At 73.5% G+C, this 18,586-nt stretch carries 18 protein-coding genes; 13 read left to right on the forward strand and 5 right to left on the reverse strand.

Annotated elements, in window-relative coordinates; genetic code table 11:
* Positions 1 to 94 precede the first annotated feature (94 nt).
* The 7 genes from AC1MGR_RS14735 to AC1MGR_RS14765 all read left to right on the forward strand — a co-directional run bounded on the left by AC1MGR_RS14735 (position 95) and on the right by AC1MGR_RS14765 (position 6,509).
* Positions 95 to 760 carry a DUF1045 domain-containing protein gene (locus tag AC1MGR_RS14735; protein WP_480232080.1) on the forward strand — a complete coding sequence of 222 codons (666 nt, stop codon included), beginning with the start codon at positions 95 to 97 and terminating at the stop codon, positions 758 to 760.
* A 68-nt stretch (positions 761 to 828) separates the two neighbouring features.
* Positions 829 to 1,455 (forward strand): DapH/DapD/GlmU-related protein, encoded by a 627-nt coding sequence (locus tag AC1MGR_RS14740; protein WP_108040053.1) that lies wholly within the window; start codon positions 829 to 831, stop codon positions 1,453 to 1,455.
* A 93-nt stretch (positions 1,456 to 1,548) separates the two neighbouring features.
* A complete protein-coding gene (gene phnC / locus AC1MGR_RS14745; protein ID WP_480232081.1) occupies positions 1,549 to 2,349 on the forward strand; it encodes a phosphonate ABC transporter ATP-binding protein in 801 nt (266 codons plus the stop codon).
* A gap of 36 nt (positions 2,350 to 2,385) precedes the next feature.
* Positions 2,386 to 3,312 carry a phosphonate ABC transporter substrate-binding protein gene (phnD, locus tag AC1MGR_RS14750; protein ID WP_108040057.1) on the forward strand — a complete coding sequence of 309 codons (927 nt, stop codon included), beginning with the start codon at positions 2,386 to 2,388 and terminating at the stop codon, positions 3,310 to 3,312.
* Positions 3,313 to 3,405: 93 nt separating this feature from the next.
* Complete coding sequence (gene phnE, locus AC1MGR_RS14755; RefSeq protein ID WP_480234804.1) at positions 3,406 to 4,284, forward strand: phosphonate ABC transporter, permease protein PhnE; 879 nt, start codon at positions 3,406 to 3,408, stop codon at positions 4,282 to 4,284.
* Positions 4,281 to 5,132: a phosphonate ABC transporter, permease protein PhnE gene (phnE, locus tag AC1MGR_RS14760; RefSeq protein ID WP_480232082.1), complete on the forward strand. Its 852-nt coding sequence runs from the start codon at positions 4,281 to 4,283 to the stop codon at positions 5,130 to 5,132. Before phnE (AC1MGR_RS14755) ends, phnE (AC1MGR_RS14760) begins: the two co-directional genes overlap by 4 nt.
* 516 nt (positions 5,133 to 5,648) lie before the next feature.
* Entirely contained in the window at positions 5,649 to 6,509 is an 861-nt protein-coding gene (locus tag AC1MGR_RS14765; protein ID WP_480232083.1) for a universal stress protein, read from the forward strand.
* Between the two features lie 617 nt (positions 6,510 to 7,126).
* Here AC1MGR_RS14765 and AC1MGR_RS14770 read toward each other — a convergent pair.
* The 5 genes from AC1MGR_RS14770 to phnF all read right to left on the reverse strand — a co-directional run bounded on the left by AC1MGR_RS14770 (position 7,127) and on the right by phnF (position 13,774).
* Complete coding sequence (locus tag AC1MGR_RS14770; RefSeq protein WP_480232084.1) at positions 7,127 to 8,044, reverse strand: universal stress protein; 918 nt, start codon at positions 8,042 to 8,044, stop codon at positions 7,127 to 7,129.
* A 91-nt stretch (positions 8,045 to 8,135) separates the two neighbouring features.
* Complete coding sequence (locus tag AC1MGR_RS14775) at positions 8,136 to 10,109, reverse strand: heavy metal translocating P-type ATPase (protein ID WP_480232085.1); 1,974 nt, start codon at positions 10,107 to 10,109, stop codon at positions 8,136 to 8,138.
* Positions 10,110 to 10,223: 114 nt separating this feature from the next.
* Positions 10,224 to 10,739, reverse strand: a complete 516-nt coding sequence (locus AC1MGR_RS14780; protein WP_480232086.1) for a DUF1993 domain-containing protein — start codon at positions 10,737 to 10,739, stop codon at positions 10,224 to 10,226.
* Between the two features lie 79 nt (positions 10,740 to 10,818).
* Complete coding sequence (locus AC1MGR_RS14785; protein WP_108040127.1) at positions 10,819 to 12,771, reverse strand: YgiQ family radical SAM protein; 1,953 nt, start codon at positions 12,769 to 12,771, stop codon at positions 10,819 to 10,821.
* Between the two features lie 256 nt (positions 12,772 to 13,027).
* Positions 13,028 to 13,774, reverse strand: coding sequence for a phosphonate metabolism transcriptional regulator PhnF (gene phnF / locus AC1MGR_RS14790; protein WP_108040072.1), 747 nt, complete (start codon positions 13,772 to 13,774; stop codon positions 13,028 to 13,030).
* Positions 13,775 to 13,907: 133 nt separating this feature from the next.
* Here phnF and phnG point away from each other — a divergent pair, with 133 nt between their 5' ends.
* Genes phnG through phnL form a run of 6 tightly spaced genes read left to right on the forward strand, consistent with a single transcriptional unit; the run spans position 13,908 to position 18,585 of the window.
* Positions 13,908 to 14,351 (forward strand): phosphonate C-P lyase system protein PhnG, encoded by a 444-nt coding sequence (gene phnG / locus AC1MGR_RS14795; RefSeq protein WP_108040074.1) that lies wholly within the window; start codon positions 13,908 to 13,910, stop codon positions 14,349 to 14,351.
* Positions 14,351 to 15,037 carry a phosphonate C-P lyase system protein PhnH gene (gene phnH / locus AC1MGR_RS14800; protein ID WP_480232087.1) on the forward strand — a complete coding sequence of 229 codons (687 nt, stop codon included), beginning with the start codon at positions 14,351 to 14,353 and terminating at the stop codon, positions 15,035 to 15,037. Before phnG ends, phnH begins: the two co-directional genes overlap by 1 nt.
* On the forward strand, positions 15,028 to 16,164 hold the full coding sequence (locus AC1MGR_RS14805) for a carbon-phosphorus lyase complex subunit (protein ID WP_480232088.1): 1,137 nt from the start codon (positions 15,028 to 15,030) through the stop codon (positions 16,162 to 16,164). Before phnH ends, AC1MGR_RS14805 begins: the two co-directional genes overlap by 10 nt.
* On the forward strand, positions 16,161 to 17,087 hold the full coding sequence (locus AC1MGR_RS14810; RefSeq protein WP_480232089.1) for an alpha-D-ribose 1-methylphosphonate 5-phosphate C-P-lyase PhnJ: 927 nt from the start codon (positions 16,161 to 16,163) through the stop codon (positions 17,085 to 17,087). Before AC1MGR_RS14805 ends, AC1MGR_RS14810 begins: the two co-directional genes overlap by 4 nt.
* Positions 17,087 to 17,857 carry a phosphonate C-P lyase system protein PhnK gene (gene phnK, locus AC1MGR_RS14815; protein ID WP_480234805.1) on the forward strand — a complete coding sequence of 257 codons (771 nt, stop codon included), beginning with the start codon at positions 17,087 to 17,089 and terminating at the stop codon, positions 17,855 to 17,857. The genes AC1MGR_RS14810 and phnK overlap by 1 nt, the downstream gene beginning before the upstream one ends.
* Positions 17,854 to 18,585: a phosphonate C-P lyase system protein PhnL gene (phnL, locus tag AC1MGR_RS14820; protein ID WP_480232090.1), complete on the forward strand. Its 732-nt coding sequence runs from the start codon at positions 17,854 to 17,856 to the stop codon at positions 18,583 to 18,585. Before phnK ends, phnL begins: the two co-directional genes overlap by 4 nt.
* Position 18,586: the final 1 nt, after the last annotated feature.

Genomic DNA, 18,586 nt, shown 5'->3' on the forward strand with positions numbered 1-18,586 from the left:
CGGGGGGCCGTAGTATGCGCGCTTCGGCACCTCGCGCGCAGCCGCATCTCCCGCGCAACCAAGACCGGTTGCGCCCCGCCAGGACACGACACCCTTGGACCGACCCGCCCGATACGCCCTGTACTTCACGCCCGCCCCCGGCTCGGCCCTGGCTGCCTTCGGCGACGCGATCCTCGGTCCCGGCCCGGCCCCCGGCCCGGCGGCGCTCCGGGCGATCCTCGACGCGCACACCGCCGAGCCGCGCCTCTACGGGTTCCACGCCACCCTGAAGGCGCCGATGCGCCTCGCCCCCGGCGCCAGCGAGGCCGATCTCCTGGCTGCCGCCGAGGCCCTGGCGGCGCACCGGAGCCCCCTGCCCGTCGGCCCCCTGCGGGTCGCCGTCCTCGGGGCCTTCGCCGCCCTGGTGCCGGACGCCCCTCCCGTCGGCCTCGGTCTCCTCGCCGCCGAGTGCGTCGCGGCCCTCGACCCCCTGCGGGCCCCCCTCAGCGAGGCCGAGCGGGCCCGCCGCCGCCCGGAGCGGCTCGATTCCCGCGGCCGGGCGCTGCTGGAGCGCTGGGGCTATCCGCACGTCTTCGAGGCCTTCCGCTTCCACATGACGCTCACAGGCCCCCTCGGTCCGGAGGACGGGGCGACCGCCCTGCCCCTGCTGGCCGCGGCCGCCGCGGACCTGCCCGACCTGACGGTCGATGCGGTGAGCGTGGTCGTCCAGGACGGCGCGGCGCCGTTCCGCCTGCTGCGCCGCCTCCCCTTCTCCGCCTGACGTTCCTTCCCCGCCCGACCTTCCTTCCCCCGCCCGACCTTCCTTCCCCCGCCCGACAGGATCCCGCGATGGTCTCCGATCGCCTCGGCCTCGAACCGGCCGTCCATCCCACCGCCGCGCTCTCGGCGTGCCGCCTCGGCCGCTACACCGAGGTCGGTGCGCGCACGCGCCTCAGCGAGACCAGCCTCGACGATTACTCGTACATCGTCGAGGACGGGCAGGCGAACTACACGACCGTCGGCAAGTTCTGCTCCATCGCCTCGCACGTGCGGATCAATCCGGGCAACCATCCGATGGAGCGGGCCTCGCAATCCCACTTCACCTACCGGGCCAGCGCCTACTGGCCGGGGGAGACGGACGAGGCGGCCTTCTTCGCCCGGCGCCGGGCCCTGCCCGTCGCCATCGGCCACGACGTCTGGATCGGGCACGGCGCCGTCATCCTGCCCGGGCGCCGCATCGGCACCGGGGCGGTGGTGGGCGCGGGCACGATCGTGACCCGGGACGTGGCGCCCTACACCATCGTGGTCGGCAATCCGGGCCGGGTGGTGCGCCGCCGGTTCCCCGAGGCGATCGCCGAACGCCTGCAGGCGCTGGCCTGGTGGGACTGGGACCATGCGCGCCTGGGCCGGGCCCTGCCGGATTTCCGCGCCCTGTCGATCGAGGCCTTCCTGGAGCGTCACGAAGCAGAGGCCTGAGCGGATAGGCTAATTGATTAGCCGAGCAACTGTCATGATGCTGTCGTGCCCCGCGGGTTTACCGGCCTTCATCGTGAAGCGCCGGACACCCGCATGCTGATCCTCGAAGATCTGACGCGCCGTTACGGCGAGCGCCGCGCCGTGGACGGCGTCTCCCTCGCCATCCCCCGCGGCCGCTTCGTCGGCGTGATCGGCCGTTCGGGCGCCGGCAAGTCGACCCTGCTGCGGATGATCAACCGCCTGGCCGAGCCGACGGGCGGCCGCATCCTGTTCGACGGCCTCGACGTGACGGCCCTGCGCAGCCGCGACCTGCGGCGCTGGCGGACGCGCTGCGCCATGATCTTCCAGCAGTTCCACCTCGTCGGCCGCCTCGACGTGCTGAGCAACGTGCTGATGGGCCGGCTCTCCGAGGTGCCCCGGCACCGCTCGCTGTTCAAGCTCTGGTCCGAGCGCGAGCGCGCCCTGGCCCTGGCCGCCCTCGACGGGTTCGGCATGGGCGACTTCGCCGGGCACCGGGCCGACCAGCTCTCCGGCGGCCAGCAGCAGCGCGTCGCCATCGCGCGGGCGATGATGCAGGCCCCCGACCTGATCCTGGCCGACGAGCCCGTGGCCTCCCTCGACCCGCGCAACACCCGCATCGTCATGGACGCCCTGGCCGAGGCCAACCGGCGCCACGGCATCACGGTCCTGTGCAACCTGCATTCCCTGGACCTGGCCCGCCACTACTGCGACCGCCTCGTCGGCCTCGCCGACGGCCGCCTCGTGTTCGACGGCGCCCCCGCCGACCTCACCGAGGCGGTCGCCCGCCAGCTCTACGGGCTGGAGGACGGCGAGGTCCTCGACGCGCCGGAGCCGGTGCGGCCCCCCGCCTATCCCGCCGCCCTGGTCGCCTGATTCCTGAATCGGATCCCTCACCCCCGGGAGATACCCATGCTGACCCGCCGATCCCTCGCCGGCGCCCTCGCGCTCGCCCTCCTCGCCCTCCCGGCCGCTGCGCAGGACTGGACAGCGGCCTATCCGGAGCTGACCCTGGCGGTGATCCCGGCCGAGAACGCCTCGGGCACCACCGACCGCTACGCGCCGATGACCGCCTACCTGTCGAAGGCCCTCGGCGTGCCGGTGAAGCTGCGCATCGCCAACGACTACGCCGCCGTGATCGAGAGCCAGCGCGCCGGCAACGCTCAGCTCGCCTTCTACGGTCCGGCCTCCTTCGCCCGCGCGGTGATGACCGGCGTCAAGGTCGAGCCCATCGTCAACCAGCGTCACGACACCGGCGCCTCGGGCTACTACGCGGTGATCTATGTGCGCGCCGACAGCCCCTACAGGACGATCGAGGACCTGAAGGGCAAGAACCTCGCCCTGGTCGACCCGAACTCCACCTCCGGCAACCAGGCGCCGCGCTACTTCCTCAGCAAGGCCGGCCACCCGGTCGACACGTTCTTCGGCAAGACGGTCTATGCCGGCAGCCACGAGAACGCCGTCCTGGCCCTGGTGCAGGGCACCGTGGACGCGGCGGCCAACCTCTACAACACCGACACCGACACCATGGTCACCCGCATGGCGGCCAAGGGCATGCTGAAGAAGCCCGACGGGTCGGCGATGAGCCAGGCCGATTTCCGCGTGGTGTTCAAGTCCGACTTCCTGCCCGAGGGCCCCTTCGCCATGCTGGCGAGCCTGCCCGACGCCCTCAAGGCGCAGATCCGCGCGGCCCTGGTGGCGATGCCCACGGCCGACAAGGCGGCCTTCGACCGGCTCTCGGACGGCAAGGATCTCGGCCTCACCCCCGTGACCCTGAAGGACTACCAGCCGATCATCGACATGCTGAAGTTCAACGACGACCAGCGCCGCAAATCTTGACCCCGCCCCTCTCGACCGCGTCCGGCACGGTGTCGCGGGTCGCCGACCATGCCTGAGCGGATCATGCCCGAGGGGATCGTACCTGAGCGGCTCCTGCCCGATCGGATCGTGCCCCTGCCCCCGGACCGGGCCGCCGCCCTGGCGGGGGCCTACGAGGCCGCCGTCGCCGCGACCCGGCGCCGGACCTGGGCCGGCCTCGCCGGGCTCGTCGTCCTTGCCGGCCTCGCCGCCTGGGCCGCGGAGGTGCGCCCCTGGGTGCTGGCGACCCATCTCGGCCGCTTCACCGACTACCTCGTCCAGATCCTGCCGCCCCTGACCCTGGCGAACCTGCCGGGGGACCTCGCCGAATGGTACTGGGGCGGGCCGAAATGGCTCGGGCTCCTGGGCGAAACCCTGCTGATGGCCTATCTCGGCACCCTCCTGGGGGCGATCGGCGGCTTCCTCCTGTGCTTCTCCGCCGCCGCCAACGTGGCGGGGAGCCGGACGGCCTGCATCCTCGTGCGGCGCGGGCTCGAGGTCTGCCGCACCGTGCCGGAGATCGTGTTCGCCCTGATCTTCGTCATCGCCTTCGGCCTCGGGCCGATGGTGGGCGTGCTGGCCCTGGCGATCCACACCACGGGGGCGCTGGGCAAGCTGTTCTCCGAGGTGGTCGAGAACATCGACATGAAGCCGGTGGAAAGTCTCACGGCCGCCGGGGCCGGGCGGATCGAGACCCTGCGCTTCGCCGTGCTGCCGCAGGTGCTGTCGAACTTCGCCTCCTACGGGCTGCTGCGCTTCGAGATCAACGTGCGCGGCGCCGGCGTGATGGGTTTCGTCGGGGCCGGCGGCATCGGGCAGGAACTCCTCGTGGCCATCCGCAACTTCTACTACGCCGACGTCAGCGCAATCCTGGTCCTGATCATCCTCACCGTGATGGCGATCGACCTCGGCACCGAGCGCCTGCGCCACGGACTCCTCGGAGGCCTGCGATGACCGGCCCCGGACTCGGTCCGGCCGAGATCGCCGCCCTGCGCCGGCGCTTTCCCGACAGCTTCCGGCCGGCCTGGCGGGGGCGGCTCCTCGCGGTCCTGGCGCTGGCCGGCCTCGTCGGCCTGGCGGGCTACGCCCTGGTCCGCCTCGATTTCTCCGCCGCGCGCCTCCTGGCCGGCCTCGGCCGCCTCGGCGAGTTCAGCCTGCTGATGTGGCCGCCCGAGACCGGCGGCCGGGCCTGGGCCTTCCTGCAGGCCCTGGCCGAGACCCTCGGCATCGCCTTCATCGGCACGCTGACGGCCGCGCTGCTGGCCTTTCCGGTGGCGTTCCTCGCCGCCCGCAACGTCGTGCCGAACCCCTTCCTGCGCTTCACCGTCCGGCGCGGCCTCGACGTGATGCGCTCCGTCGACGTGCTGATCTGGGCCCTGGTCTGGATCAACGTCGTCGGGCTCGGCCCCTTCGCCGGGGCGCTCGCCATCGCGTGCGCGGATTTCGGGGCGCTCGGCAAGCTGTTCTCCGAGGCGGTGGAGACCGCCGACGCCAAGGCCGGCGAGGGCGTCTCCGCCGCGGGCGGCACCGAACTGCACCGCATCCGCTTCGGCCTGATCCCGGCGGTGCTGCCGGTGCTCGGCAGCCAAGTGCTGTATTTCTTCGAATCGAACACCCGCTCGGCCACCATCATCGGCATCGTCGGCGCGGGCGGCATCGGCCAGTATCTCAGCGAGCTGATCCGCGTCCTCGAACTGCGCCAGGTCGCCTGCCTGATCCTGATGATCCTGGTGACCGTGGCCCTCATCGACGCCGTCTCGGGGCGCCTGCGCCGGGCCCTGATCGGCGCCGCCGCGCGCTGAGGGGCCGGCCGGGCAAGCTCTATAGACGAGGTCGGCGAGGCCGTCGCCCGACCGGTGGGGATGTCGAGGGACCCGGTGCGGACACCGACCGCGTGGAGGGTGCGGCGGAGCGCGTCGACGCTCAGGGCGCCGTCGCCGGGCCCGTCGGGAGACTGCATCACCCTGTCGGGAGTCTGCGAGTCCCTGACGGGAGCTGGTGAGACGATGGGCTTCGGCATCGTTCGCACCCGCCAGGGGCCGCCGGATCACGGCCGCGGGATGGGTCGCCGGGGGCGCCCTGCAGGGAGGCTCCCAGGTCGGGGCGCCGTAGAATTCGCAGAGATAGACGCGAAGGACGGTGCTTCACAGAACCGTGGTAGCATGTCGTTTTTTCGGATAACGCAAAGGAAAGTCCGTCCGGTAGGCCCCGAAGACAGATTTCACCAAGTTCTGTTCTGTGCGGTGATTTGAGGTGGATCAAGGCTGACCGTTCGAAACCGGCCGAAGCTGAGGGTTGGCTCACTTCGGAGACGAACGATGTCCAAGGCCGTTCCTTCGCCGCTCGCTGCCATCCGCGACATTCTCGTCGGGACCGCCATCGAATCCGAGCGCCCGGAGACCTCCTGCGCCGTCGGCTACGGCCTGACCCTCGCGCGCGCCACGGGCGCCCACCTGACGGTTCAGTCGGCCGCGTGGCGGCTGACCGGCGACGATGCCTGGCTCGGCGCTTTCGACCTCGACGGCGTGGCCGCCATCGACCGGCGGCTCGACGCGCTGGCCCGCTCCGTCGCGGACCGTGCGGCCGGGGATGCGGCGCAGGCCGGCGTGGTCTGCACGGTCGAGACGCCGAGCCTGCCCTTCCCGGCAATCGTTAGCCGGCTCGCGAAGCAGGCGCGCCTGCACGACCTGACGGTCCTCGACGCGGGCGTCCGAACCTACGACATCGACCGCGAGATCGTCGAGAAGGCCTTGTTCGTCAGTGGCCGCCCTGTCATCGCCGTGCCGCCTGGCATCGAGACCTTCTCCGCGCGGCGGATCGTCGTGGCCTGGGACGGCTCCGCGCAGGCGGCGCGGGCGGCCAACGACGCCCTGCCGTTCCTGCGCGCGGCCGATGTGGTGGAGATCGTCTGCGTCGCCGACGCGGAGGATCTCCATGCCTCCGTGCCGGGCGCCGAGTTCGCCCCGCATCTCGCGCGGCACGGCGTGGCCGTCACCGTCGTCGACGTGCCGGTGGCGGACGGCATCGCGGAGACGCTGTGCAACCAGGCGCGGATGCTCCGGGCCGACCTGATCGTGGCCGGCGCCTACCGGCATTCCCCCATCCGGGAGTTCTTCTTCGGCGGCGTCACCCGGGCGCTGCTTCGGGGCAGCCCGGCGGCCCTGTTCCTGGCTCATTGATGCTTGGCCCATTGATGCTTGTCGCATCGATTCCGGCGCATCGAATCCGGCGCATCGATTGCCGGCCCATTGATGTCTGGCCCAACGCGGAGCGATATCATGACGACTCCCAGACGACATTCCGGCGGTTCGGGCGCGGGACGCGGGGTACGGGCATGGGATCCGCCCCGCCCCGGCCCGCGCCGCACGGCGGAACGGGCCTCTCCGGTCCGGCGCGCGCCGCCCGCACCGGGGCGCGCCGAAGATGCTCGCCGGGACGCTGGCCAGGACTCTTGCCGGGACGCTTGCCAGGATGCTCGCCGGAATACTGGCCAGGATGACTGGATGCGGCCGATGGACGAGGACGACCGGCGCGCGCGGGACGCCGCCTGGGGCTTCGTCGAGTGAGTCCGGGCGGTGGCCGGGCCGGCGCGGGGCGGCCTCCCGGGAGTCCGGTCCGCGCGGGCGGCCCCATGACGTCCTGCCGCCGACGCAGATGAGGGCCGGTCCCGCACCCCGTCGACCGGCGCGCGGCGCCGGTTGCGGCGGATGCCGTCCAGGCGCCGTGGGTCAGGTCCGGACGCCGTCACCGGGTCCCGTGAGGCCGTGCCGGCCCGAGCCTCCACGGGGTGGGTGCCTCAGTGGCACAGGAGGGCGCAGATGGGCGTCGTCTGTAGGACGTCCCGGGTCATGCCGCCGAAGATCCATTCCCGCAGCCGCGAATGGCCGTAGGCCCCCAGGACGAGGAGGTCGGCATATTCGCGCCGCGCGAACCGGAGGAGCTCGGAGGCCTCGCCCCGCGCGGATGCGCCGAGGCGGTGGATCGTCACGTTGGCGCCGTGCCGCGTCAGGTGGTCCGCCACCGCCTCGAGGCCTTGGGCGGGGCCTTGCGCGGCGCCTTGGGCGAGACCCTGGGCGAGACCTTGGGCGAGACCCTGGGCGAGACCCTGGGCGGGGCCTTGGGCGGGGCCTTGGAACGGCGCCTCGGGACCTACCGAGACGAGAAAGACGTGGTCCGCCTGCCGGAGGAACGGCACCGCCGCCGCGACGGCGCGTCGGGCCTCCAGGGTGTCCTTCCAGGCGACGAGGATGCGGTCGGCGCCCAGATGCGCGAGGCCCGGGGGCACGACCAGGACCGGACGCCCCGCTGCCATCAGCAGCGGACCGGGCGGCACCGCCATCGGGCCGGGCAACCCGTCGTCCGGACCATCGTAGGCGCTATCGTCGGTGCACTGGCGCCCGACCACCACGAGATCCGCCGCGCGGGCCTCCCGGGCGAGGCTGGCGGCGGGAGGCCCCTCGGTGAAGCGCCAGGCGGTGCGGAGGGCCTCGCCGGACTGGCGCGCGAACAGGTCCCGGGTCCGGGCGGCCGCGTCGCGGGCGCGCAGGATGGCGTCCTCCTGGAGGTTCGTGATCGCGGACGGTCCGGCGATCGGCCAGGCCGCCATGCCCGTCAGGTCCGCCTCGAAGCGCCGCGCCAGGCCGGCGGCGAGCCGGACCCGCTCGGCGGACCCGCGATCCAGGTCCACCGATACCAGGATGTTCGCGTAACCCACGGCCGTCTCCCATCCCGTCCCCGGCCCGGGGCGCTCGATCCCCGGGCCGGGACATCCTGGTTCGTCCGGCGCGCCCCGGCCTTGATCCAGCTCAAGGGACCGCCGGTGGCGCCGCCGCGGGCGGGGTTGGGCCGCCCAGCACCCGCAGGGCGTTGAGGATGACGGCGATGTCGATGGCTTCCTGGAGCAGGGCGCCGTGCAGGGGTGTGAGGTGGCCCGCCGCGGCTGCCGCCATGCCGGCCAGCGACAGGCCGAGCCCGGCCGCCACGCTCTGCAGGGCGATGGCGCGGGCCCGCCGCGCGATGCGGATGGCCTGCGCCAGGGGGGCGAGGCTGTCGACCAGGACGACGACGTCCGCCGCCTCGGCCGCGGCCGCCGCCCCACGGGCGCCCAGGGCCACCCCGAGGTCGGCGGCGGCCAGGGCGGGCGCATCGTTGACCCCGTCGCCCACCATCATCACGGGTCCGTTGGCCCGCTCGGCCGTCACGATCCGGGTCTTTCCGGCGGGGTCCAGATCGGCCGCCACGGCGTCCACCGGCAGGCCGGCGACGAGGGCTTCCGCCAGCGCCCGCCGGTCGCCGGTCGCGAGCACCACCCGCGCGATGCCGCAGGCCCGCAGGTCCGCGAGGGCCTGCCCCCCATCCTGCCGGAGGGGGTCCGCGAAGGTCAGGATCCCGGCGGGCCGGCCGTCCACGGCGACCAGAACGATCGCGGAGGCGCCCGCCGCGCCCTCTCCCGGATCGCCTTCCCCAAGATCGCCTTCCCCCGAAACGCCTTCCCCCTGCGGGAACGGGATGCCGTGGGTCGCCATCAGGCGGGGTCCGCCGACCCGGACGTCATGTCCGGCGACGCGGCCGGCCATGCCGGCGCCGGGCATCTCGCGCGCCGCCTGCGGCCGCGTGAGCGACAGGCCGCGCGCCTGGGCGGTCTCGACGAGCGCCCGGGCGAGCGGGTGGCTCGAGGCCTGGTCGAGGGAGGCGGCGAGGGCCAGAACCTCCGCCTCGGCGAAGGGGGCGAAGGGGGCGAGGGCGCGCAGGCCGGTCAGCCGCGCCGTCCCGACGGTGAGCGTGCCGGTCTTGTCGATCACCAGGACGCGCACCCGCGCCAGCCGCTCCAGGGCGCCCCCGCCCTTGACGAGGACGCCGAGGCCGGCGGCCCGCGAGAGGCCCGAGACGAGGGCGACCGGGACCGCGAGGATCAGCGGACAGGGCGTGGCGACGACGAGCACCGCCAGGGCCCGCAGGGGATCGCCCGTGGCCGCCCAGGCGCCGCCGGCCAGCAGGAGGGTCAGGCCCAGGAAGGCGAGGCCGTAGCGGTCGGCGAGGCGCACCATCGGCGCCTTCCGGGCCCGGGCCGCCTCGACCAGCCGGACGATGCCCGCATAGGTGCTCTCCGCCGCCCGGCGCTCGGCCAGGAGCACGAAGGGCGGCCCGACATTGACCGCCCCGCTCACCACGGCGGCGTTCGGCCCGAAGGCGACCGGCAGGGCCTCGCCCGTCAGCGTCGCCTGGTCCAGGAGCGCCGGCCCGCCGGCGACGCGGCCGTCCACCGGCAGGACGTCCCCGGTCCGGACGAGGATGCGGTCGCCCGGGACCAGCACCCCGATGGGCACCTCCCGGACCGCGCCGCCCTCCTCCCGCTGGGCCGTGCGCGGCTGGCGGGCCAGCAGGGCCGTCATGGCCTGCCCGGCGCGTCCGGCGGCGTAGGCGTCCAGCGCCTGCCCGCCCGCGTACATCAGGGCGATGACGACGCCCGCCAGGGGCTGCGCCAGGGCGAGCGCGCCGCCCATGGCGAGGAGGGCGACGAGGTCGAGGCCGACATCCCCCCGGGCGAGGTGGGTGACGACCTGGATCGCCAGGACCCCGAGGACCGCGAAGGTCGGGACGGACCAAGCCCAGGCCGCGATCCCGGCCTGTCCGGCCGCCTGCGCCGCCAGGCCGAGGACGAGGCCGGCGAGGGGCAGGCCGGCGAGCGAGAGGACGCCGATCCAGGCGCGCCGGTCCCGGCCGGCGCCGTGGGCGCGCGCTGTCTCCGGTGTGCCGATGGCTGCGCCCGCCGTCGTCATGGTCGCGCCCGTGCCCGCCTGTCTCCGCCGGGCTCATCGCATCACCGGGTCGGCGCGGCCTTGCGCTGGATCAAGGCTCGGCGCTGGATCGAGGCCCGGCGCTGGCGCGGGGACTTACTTCGGGGCGTGGAGGGTCGGCGGGCCGAGATGCTGGAGGTAGTCGATCTTGCCGAGGCCCACGCCGGCGCTGCGGAGGATGCCGTAGGCGGTGGTGACGTGGAAGAAGAAGTTCGGAAGCGCGAAGCCGGTGAGGTAGGCCTGCCCGCTGAAGCGGTATCCCATGCCGTTCGGGAACGTCAGCTCCACGTCGCGCTCCGCGCTCAGGGCGGCCGGATCGACGCCCTCGACGAAGGCGATCGTCCGGGCACAGCGCGCCTGGAGCTCGGCGAAGGTCGCCTCGACGTCGGGCATCGCGGGCGCCGCGATCCCGGCGAGGCGGGCCACGGCGTTCTTCGCGCTGTCGGAAGCCATCTGGTACTGGGCCGGCAGCGGCTTCATGTCCGGAGCCAGCCGCCGGCCGATCAACGCGGCCTCCGGCATCTCCGAGGCCGCCTTGTCGAGCCACGCGCTCATGCTGCGCAGGGCGTTGACGAAGATCGGGACGCTGAGGTCGTGGATGTGCAGGCTCATCCGGCCTGCCTAAGGCACCCGTCCCCGCAGCGGGGTGAGACGGCGCACACCGCGCGCGGCCGTCATCGGCCCAGGGGGGTCACTTGCGCAGGGGCACGCCCTTGGTGGTGAAGCGCGGCGCGCCCGGATGGCGCGCGGGGTGCGGCTGGCCGCGTCCCTTGCCGGCCCCGGAGCCCGTGCCCGACGGCTGCGACGACGGAACCAGCTGGTCCGGCCGCGGCCCGATGAGGTCCCCCCGGCCCATCGCCCGCAGCGCCTCGCGCAGCAGGGGCCAGTTCTCGGGGTCGTGGTAGCGCAGGAAGGCCTTGTGCAGCCGGCGCTGCCGCAGCCCCTTGATCGCGTCGACCGGCTCGCTGCCGCCGCGGCGCACGCCCTGCAGCGGGTTGATCTCGGTGTGGTACATCGTCGTCGCCGTCGCCATGGGCGAGGGCAGGAAGGTCTGGACCTGGTCGGCGCGGTAGTCGTTCTTCTTCAGCCAGAGGGCGAGGTTGAGCATGTCCCCGTCGGTCGTGCCCGGATGCGCCGCGATGAAGTACGGGATCAGGTAGTACTTCTTGCCGGCCTTCTGGGCGGCGGCGTCGAACATCTCCTTGAAGCGGTCGTAGGTGCCGATGCCCGGCTTCATCATCAGGTCGAGGGGGCCGCGCTCGGTGTGCTCGGGGGCGATCTTGAGCCGGCCGCCGACGTGGTGCGTCACGAGCTCCTCGACGTATTCGGGGCTCCGGACCGCGAGGTCGTAGCGCACGCCGGAGGCGACCATCACCTTCTTGACGCCCTCCACCTCGCGGACCTTGCGGTAGAGCCGGATCAGGTCGTCGTGCGAGGTGTTCAGGTTCGGGCAGATGTCGGGGAAGACGCAGGAGGGCAGCCGGCAGGCCGCCTCGATCTTCGGGTCCTTGCAGGCCATCCGGTACATGTTGGCCGTGGGGCCGCCCACGTCGGAGATCACGCCCGTGAAGCCCGGGGTCTTGTCGCGAATGTGCTCGATCTCGCGCAGGATCGAGCCTTCCGAGCGGTTCTGGATGACGCGGCCCTCGTGCTCGGTGATGGAGCAGAAGGTGCAGCCACCGAAGCAGCCGCGCATGATCGTCACGGAGAACTTGATCATGTCCCAGGCGGGAATCTTCGCGTCGCCGTAGGACGGATGGGGCGCCCGGGCGTAGGGCAGGTCGTAGACCGCATCCATCTCTTCGCTGGAGAGCGGGATCGGCGGCGGGTTCAGCCAGAGGTCGCGGTCGCCGTGGCGCTGGACCAGGGGGCGCGCGTTGCCGGGATTGGCCTCCCGGTGCAGCACCCGCGAGGCGCGGGCATAGGCCTCCTTGTCGTCCTTGACCTCGTCGTAGGCGGGGAGCCGGATCACGGTCTCACCGGGGCGGCGGCTCGCGGCCTCGTCGGCCGAATCGAGGTCGTCGGCGGGCAATTCGGTGTAGGCCTCGGGCACGCGGCGGAACAGGGCGACGCCCCGGACCGAATGGAGATCCTGCGGCGCCTCGCCGGCCGCGAGGCGGTTGGCCACCTCGACCACGGCGCGCTCGGCATTGCCGTAGAGGAGCAGGTCGGCCTTGGCATCCGCCAGGATCGAGCGGCGCACCTTGTCGGACCAGTAATCGTAATGGGCGATGCGGCGCAGGGAGGCCTCGATGCCGCCGAGGATGATCGGCACGTCCTTGTAGGCCTCGCGGCAGCGCTGCGTGTAGACGATGGTGCAGCGGTCCGGCCGGGCGCCGCCTTCCCCTCCGGCCGTATAGGCGTCGTCGCTGCGCAGGCGCCGGTCCGCCGTGTAGCGGTTCACCATCGAATCGAGGTTGCCGCCGGTGACGCCGAAGAACAGCGTCGGCCGGCCCAGGACCTTGAACGGCTCCGCCGATTGCCAGTCGGGCTGCGCGATGATGCCGACCCGGAAGCCCTGCGCCTCAAGCAGCCGGCCGATGATGGCCATGCCGAAGCTCGGATGGTCCACGTAGGCGTCGCCCGTCACCAGGACGATGTCGCAGGCGTCCCACCCGAGCCGGTCCATCTCGGCGCGGCTCATGGGCAGGAACGGCGCCGCCGTCCGGTTCAGCGGCGGCGTGCAGGCGAGGGGAGCCACGGAGCGACTCACGGGAGCTTGGAGGTCCATGGGGCCCGTGCATAGACCGCCCGGGCCGCGATCTCAACGAAGCCTGCGGCGGCCGGGTGCCGCGACCGCATCGGACCGGCCGCGACGCCGTGCCCGTCCGCCTCGTCCTTCTCCTGGCCTTTCCCGTACTGCCAGCACGTCGCCCGCCCCGGCCGGATCGGAGCCCGCCTCACTCCACCACCAGTTCCACCCGGTCGGCGGCGAAGAGGCTGCGGGTGGCCTGGATGCGCGTGCCCGCGCCGTCCACGTTCACGCTCGACAGGGCGATCAGGGTGCGGCCGGGGGCGATGTCCAGGCGCTCCGCCTCGTCCGCGCTGGCCGGGCGGGCGCCGATCCGGGTGGAGAGCCGGGTGTAGTCGGCCACCCCGAAGCCCGCATAGGCCCGGGTGAGCGAGCCGCTGGCGGCGTAGGCGGCGTCGAAGCCGGCGAAGCGCGGCAGGGGCAGGCAGGTCCGGGCCGTCGAGATCGGGGCGCCGTCGGCCCGGTGCACGGTGAGGAGTTCGAGGATCGGCGCGCCCGGGGCTATCCCCAGGGCCTCGGCCCAGTCCGCATCCGCCGGGACGGTGGCGGCGGCGATCAGGTCGCCCCAGGCCTCGCGCCCGGTGCGCGAGACGATCTCCGAGAAGCGGGTCCGCGGCCCGATCGGGTAGGCGATCGGGCCCTGCTCCACGAAGCTGCCCCGGCCCTGCGTGGTCCGCACCAGCCCGCCCTCGGCGAGCACCCCCAGCGCCCGGCGCACCGTGTGCCGGTTCACGCCGAAGCGCGCGGCGAGCGCCGATTCGGCCGGCAGCTGCGCCCCGGCCGCCAGGGCCCCGCTGCGGATCTCGCCCGCCAGGGCGTCCGCGATCTGCCGCCAGGCGGCGAGGCCGCCCCCGCGCTGGAGCGCCGTCACGCGGGTGTCGCCCGCCTCGGTCATGGCTGTCTCGCGTGGGTGGCCTGCATGACGTCCTCGATAGCCCTTGCGCCCGCTCATCCACTTGTCTACACATATAGACAGGTTTGGAGACCGATCGATGCCGAGCGCCAGCCAAACACCACCTGAGCCAGGGATGCCAGACCTCGCCGCGCGCCGCCGCGCCATGGCCCTGGCCGGCCAGGCCTCCGTGGACGACCTGCGCGCCGCCCTGGCGCGGGCCGGCGCCGCGGCCGAGGCGGAGGACCTGCGGGCGCCGGAGACGGGTCTCGTCATGGTCCGCGGGCGAATCGGCGGCGACGGCCGGCCCTTCAATGCCGGCGAAGCCACGGTGACCCGGGCGGCGGTGCGCCTGCCCGGGGGCGAGACCGGCTTCGCCTATCATCTCGGCCGCGACCGGGCCCGCGCCCGCCTCGCCGCCATCCTGGACGCCCATTGGCAGCGTCCGGACGCGCGGCCCGCCCTCGAGGCGGCCCTGGCGGAGATCGCCGGCCGCCGGGCGGCGGCGGCGCAACGGGCCGCCCGCAAGGCGGCGGCCACCCGGGTGAACTTCTTCACCCTGGCGCGGGGAGAGGATTGATGGCCAACCCCAACCCCAACTCCAACCCCAGCCCCTTGGCCCGCGGCTTCGCCGATCCCGTCCACGACGGACAGGCCGTCTTCCGCGCCGCGATGGAGGCCCTGAGCCGGCCCGGGCGGATCCGCCCCCTGGTCACCGCCCTGGAGCCCCCGGGCCCCCTCACCCCCGAGCTCGCGGCCCTGGCCCTGGCGCTGACCGACGCCGACACGCCGGTCTGGCTCGATGCGCCGCTCCGGGCGGACCCGGCGGTCGCCGGCTTCCTGCGCTTCCACACCGGGGCGCCCCTGGTCGCGGCCCCCGCAGAGGCCGCCTTCGCGCTGATCGCCGATCCGGCCCATTGCCCGCCCTTCACGGATTTCGCGCCGGGCACCCCGGCCTACCCGGATGCCTCCGCCACGTTGATCCTGGCCGTCGACACCCTCTCGGACGCGGAAGGGCAGGGTTTCACGGGGCCGGGTTTCGCGGGGCAGGGTTTCGCAGGACCCGGCATCCGCGGCACGGCGCGGCTCGCCGCCGGGCCCCTGCCCGCCGACTGGGCTGCGCGCTGGGCCGCGAACCAGGCGGGCTTCCCCCTGGGGATCGACTGCCTCTTCGTGGCGCCGGGCCGCCTCGCCGGGCTGCCGCGCTCGGCCCGGCCCGTCGCCGCCGAAGCGCTTCGGGATTCGGAGGCTCTGCCATGTACGTAGCGGTCAAGGGCGGCGAGGCCGCCATCGACAACGCCCACCGGCTCCTGGCCGAGGTCCGGCGCGGCGACCCGGCGGTGCCCGAGCTCTCCGTGGCGCAGATCCGTGAGCAGATGCGCCTTCTCGTGGACCGGGTGATGACCGAGGGCTCCCTCTACGATCCCGATCTGGCCGCCCTCGCCCTGAAGCAGGCCCGGGGCGACGTGGTCGAGGCGGTGTTCCTGGTGCGGGCCTATCGCACCACCCTGCCGCGCTTCGGCGCCACCGCGCCGGTGGATACCGGCGCGATGGCGCTGGCCCGGCGCATCTCCGCCACCTTCAAGGACCTGCCCGGCGGACAGGTGCTCGGCCCGACCTTCGACTACACCCACCGCCTCGTGGACTTCGCCCTGGCCGACGGCGCCACTCCCGATGCCGCCGCCGAGGCGGAGCCGGAGGCCGATGCCGCCGCCTGCCCGCGGGTCACCGATCTCCTGGGGCAGGCGGGCCTGCTCGAACCCTCGCCGCCCGACCTGGGCGCCCCCGTGGGCGACCTCACCCGCGAGCCGGTGGACTACCCCGCCGACCGCGCGGTGCGGCTGCAGGGGCTGGCCCGGGGCGACGAGGGCTTCCTCCTCGCCCTCGGCTACTCGACGCAGCGCGGCTACGGCCGCACCCATCCCTTCGTCGGCGAGATCCGGGTCGGGGCGGTGGAGCTGGAATTCACCCCGGAGGAACTCGGCTTCCCGGTCGGCCTCGGCGCGGTCGAGCTGACCGAGTGCCAGATGATCAACCAGTTCCACGGCCACGGGGCGGTGCCGCCGCAATTCACCCGGGGCTACGGCCTGGTCTTCGGCCAGGGCGAGCGCAAGGCCATGGCCATGGCGCTGGTCGACCGCTCGCTGCGGGCCGCCGAACTCGGCGAGGCCGTGGGGGTGCCGGCCCAGGACCAGGAATTCGTCCTCGCCCATTGCGACAGCCTGCAGGCGACGGGCTTCGTCGAGCACATGAAGCTGCCGCACTACGTGGACTTCCAGGCCGAGCTCGAACTGGTGCGGCGCCTGCGCGCCGAGCACGCCGCCCGGGCGGCCGCGCCGCCCTCGCCCGAATCCGAATCCGACGAATCCCCCCTGCGGGAGGCCGCCGAATGAGCCCGCTCCATCCCGCAGCAGCCCTGTCCACGGCCTCCACCGTGGCGACCGTCTCGGCGGGCACCGGCTACAACTTCGCCTATCTCGACGAGAGCACGAAGCGGATGATCCGCCGGGCCATCCTCAAGGCCATCGCGATCCCGGGCTACCAGGTGCCGTTCGCCGCCCGCGAGATGCCGATGCCCTACGGCTGGGGCACCGGCGGCGTGCAGGTCACCGCCGCGATCCTCGGGGCCGCCGACGTGCTCAAGGTGATCGACCAGGGCGCCGACGACACCACCAACGCGGTCTCGATCCGGCGCTTCTTCACCGCCACCGCGGGCATCGCCACGACGACGCGGACGGTTGAGGCCACCGTGATCCAGACCCGCCACCGCATCCCGGAGGCGCCCCTCGCCGAGGGTCAGGTCCTCGTCTACCAGGTGCCGATCCCGGAGCCCCTGCGCTTCCTCGAACCGCGCGAGACCGAGACGCGCCAGCTCCACGCGCTCGCCGAGTACGGCCTGATGCACGTGAAGCTCTACGAGGACATCGCCCGCCACGGCCACATCGCCACCACCTACGCCTATCCGGTGGAGGTGGCCGGCCGCTACGTGATGGACCCCTCCCCGACCCCGAAATTCGACAACCCCAAGATGGACGACTGCCCCGCCCTGCAGCTCTTCGGGGCCGGCCGCGAGAAGCGCATCTACGCGATCCCGCCCTACACCCGGGTGCGCAGCCTCGACTTCGAGGACCATCCCTTCCGGGTCCAGCGCTTCGAGCGCCCCTGCGCCCTCTGCGGCGCCGAGGGCGTCTATCTCGACGAGGTCGTCCTCGACGACGTCGGGGGGCGGATGTTCGTCTGCTCGGACACGGATTATTGCGAGACCCGCCTTGACGAGACCCGCCGCGCCGACGGCCAGACCGGGGAAGCCGCGTGATGGAACCGCTCCTGACCGTCGACGGCCTGACCAAGCACTACGGCCGCCGCCTCGCCTGCCATGGCATCGGCTTCACCCTCGACCCCGGCGAGGTCCTGGCGGTGGTCGGCGAATCGGGCTCCGGCAAGTCGACCCTGCTCTCGCTCATCGCCGGCGAGGTCGCGGCCGATGCCGGGTCGGTCGCCTACCGCATGCGCGACGGCGCCACGCGGGACCTCGACACCCTGAGCGTGGTCGAGCGGCGCGCGCTGATGCGCACCGACTGGGGCTTCGTGCGCCAAGACGCGACGCAGGGCCTGCGCATGGCGGTCTCGGCCGGGGGCAATGTGGGCGAGCGCCTGATGGGGGTCGGCGACCGCCATTACGGCCGCATCCGCGCCACCGCCCTCGACTGGCTCGCCCGGGTCGAGATCGCTCCCGACCGCATCGACGACCCGCCGACCCGCTTCTCCGGCGGCATGCGCCAGCGCCTGCAGATCGCCCGCAACCTCGTCACCGCCCCCCGCCTCGTCCTCATGGACGAGCCGACCTCGGGCCTCGACGTCTCGGTCCAGGCCCGGCTCCTCGACATGATCCGGGGCCTGGTGGCCGAGCTCGGCCTCGCGGTCATCATCGTCACCCACGACCTGGCCGTGGCGCGCCTGCTCTCGCATCGGGTCCTCGTCATGCGGGCCGGCCGGGTGATCGAGACCGGCCTGACCGACCAGGTCCTCGACGACCCCCAGGCCGCCTACACCCAGCTCCTCGTCTCCTCGGTGCTCGCCGCATGACGCCTGCTCCATCCCCCCTGCCCCTCCCGCCCCTGCTGGCCTTCGAGGACGTGGCCAAGAGCTTCACCCTGCACCTGCGCGGCGGCGCCGTGCTGCCGGTCATCGCCGGCGCCACCCTGGCGGTCCATCCGGGCGAGTGCGTCGTGCTGGGCGGTGCCTCCGGCGCCGGCAAGTCCTCCCTGTTGAAGATGGCCTACGGCAATTACCGCTGCGCCGCCGGGGCGATCCGGGTCCGCGACGGGGCCCGCACCGTGGACCTCGCCACGGCCGCGCCGCGGGAGATCCTGGGCCTGCGCCGCACCACCCTCGCCTACGTCTCGCAGTTCCTGCGGGTGATTCCCCGGGTCGGCGCCCGCGCCGTGGTGGAGGCCGCCGGGCTGGACGGCGGCCTCGCCCCCGCGGCGGCCCGGACCCGGGCGGCCGAGCTCCTGGCCCGCCTCAATCTGCCCGAGCGCCTGTGGGCCCTCCCGCCCGCCACCTTCTCGGGGGGCGAGCAGCAGCGGGTGAACATCGCCCGCGGCCTCATCGCCGACCGGCCGATCCTGCTCATGGACGAGCCCACCGCCTCCCTCGACGCGCGGAACCGCGCCGTGGTGGTGGACCTCATCGCCGAGAAGCGGGCCGCCGGCACCGCCATCCTCGGCATCTTTCACGACGCGGACGTGCGCGAGGCGGTGGCGACGCGCATCGTCGACGTCTCGGCCTTCCGCAGCGCGCTGGCGGCATGAT

The sequence above is a fragment of the Methylobacterium sp. BI1 genome (assembly GCF_056680125.1).

Coding starts and splice junctions, on each gene's coding strand:
- AC1MGR_RS14740 (WP_108040053.1), top strand. CDS start 829: ATGGTCTCCGATCGCCTCGGCCTCGAACCGGCCGTCCATCCCACCGCC.
- phnC (WP_480232081.1), top strand. CDS start 1,549: ATGCTGATCCTCGAAGATCTGACGCGCCGTTACGGCGAGCGCCGCGCC.
- phnD (WP_108040057.1), top strand. CDS start 2,386: ATGCTGACCCGCCGATCCCTCGCCGGCGCCCTCGCGCTCGCCCTCCTC.
- phnE (WP_480232082.1), top strand. CDS start 4,281: ATGACCGGCCCCGGACTCGGTCCGGCCGAGATCGCCGCCCTGCGCCGG.
- AC1MGR_RS14765 (WP_480232083.1), top strand. CDS start 5,649: ATGTCCAAGGCCGTTCCTTCGCCGCTCGCTGCCATCCGCGACATTCTC.
- AC1MGR_RS14775 (WP_480232085.1), bottom strand. CDS start 10,109: ATGACGACGGCGGGCGCAGCCATCGGCACACCGGAGACAGCGCGCGCC.
- AC1MGR_RS14780 (WP_480232086.1), bottom strand. CDS start 10,739: ATGAGCCTGCACATCCACGACCTCAGCGTCCCGATCTTCGTCAACGCC.
- AC1MGR_RS14785 (WP_108040127.1), bottom strand. CDS start 12,771: ATGAGCCGCGCCGAGATGGACCGGCTCGGGTGGGACGCCTGCGACATC.
- phnF (WP_108040072.1), bottom strand. CDS start 13,774: ATGACCGAGGCGGGCGACACCCGCGTGACGGCGCTCCAGCGCGGGGGC.
- phnG (WP_108040074.1), top strand. CDS start 13,908: ATGCCAGACCTCGCCGCGCGCCGCCGCGCCATGGCCCTGGCCGGCCAG.
- phnH (WP_480232087.1), top strand. CDS start 14,351: ATGGCCAACCCCAACCCCAACTCCAACCCCAGCCCCTTGGCCCGCGGC.
- AC1MGR_RS14805 (WP_480232088.1), top strand. CDS start 15,028: ATGTACGTAGCGGTCAAGGGCGGCGAGGCCGCCATCGACAACGCCCAC.
- AC1MGR_RS14810 (WP_480232089.1), top strand. CDS start 16,161: ATGAGCCCGCTCCATCCCGCAGCAGCCCTGTCCACGGCCTCCACCGTG.
- phnK (WP_480234805.1), top strand. CDS start 17,087: ATGGAACCGCTCCTGACCGTCGACGGCCTGACCAAGCACTACGGCCGC.
- phnL (WP_480232090.1), top strand. CDS start 17,854: ATGACGCCTGCTCCATCCCCCCTGCCCCTCCCGCCCCTGCTGGCCTTC.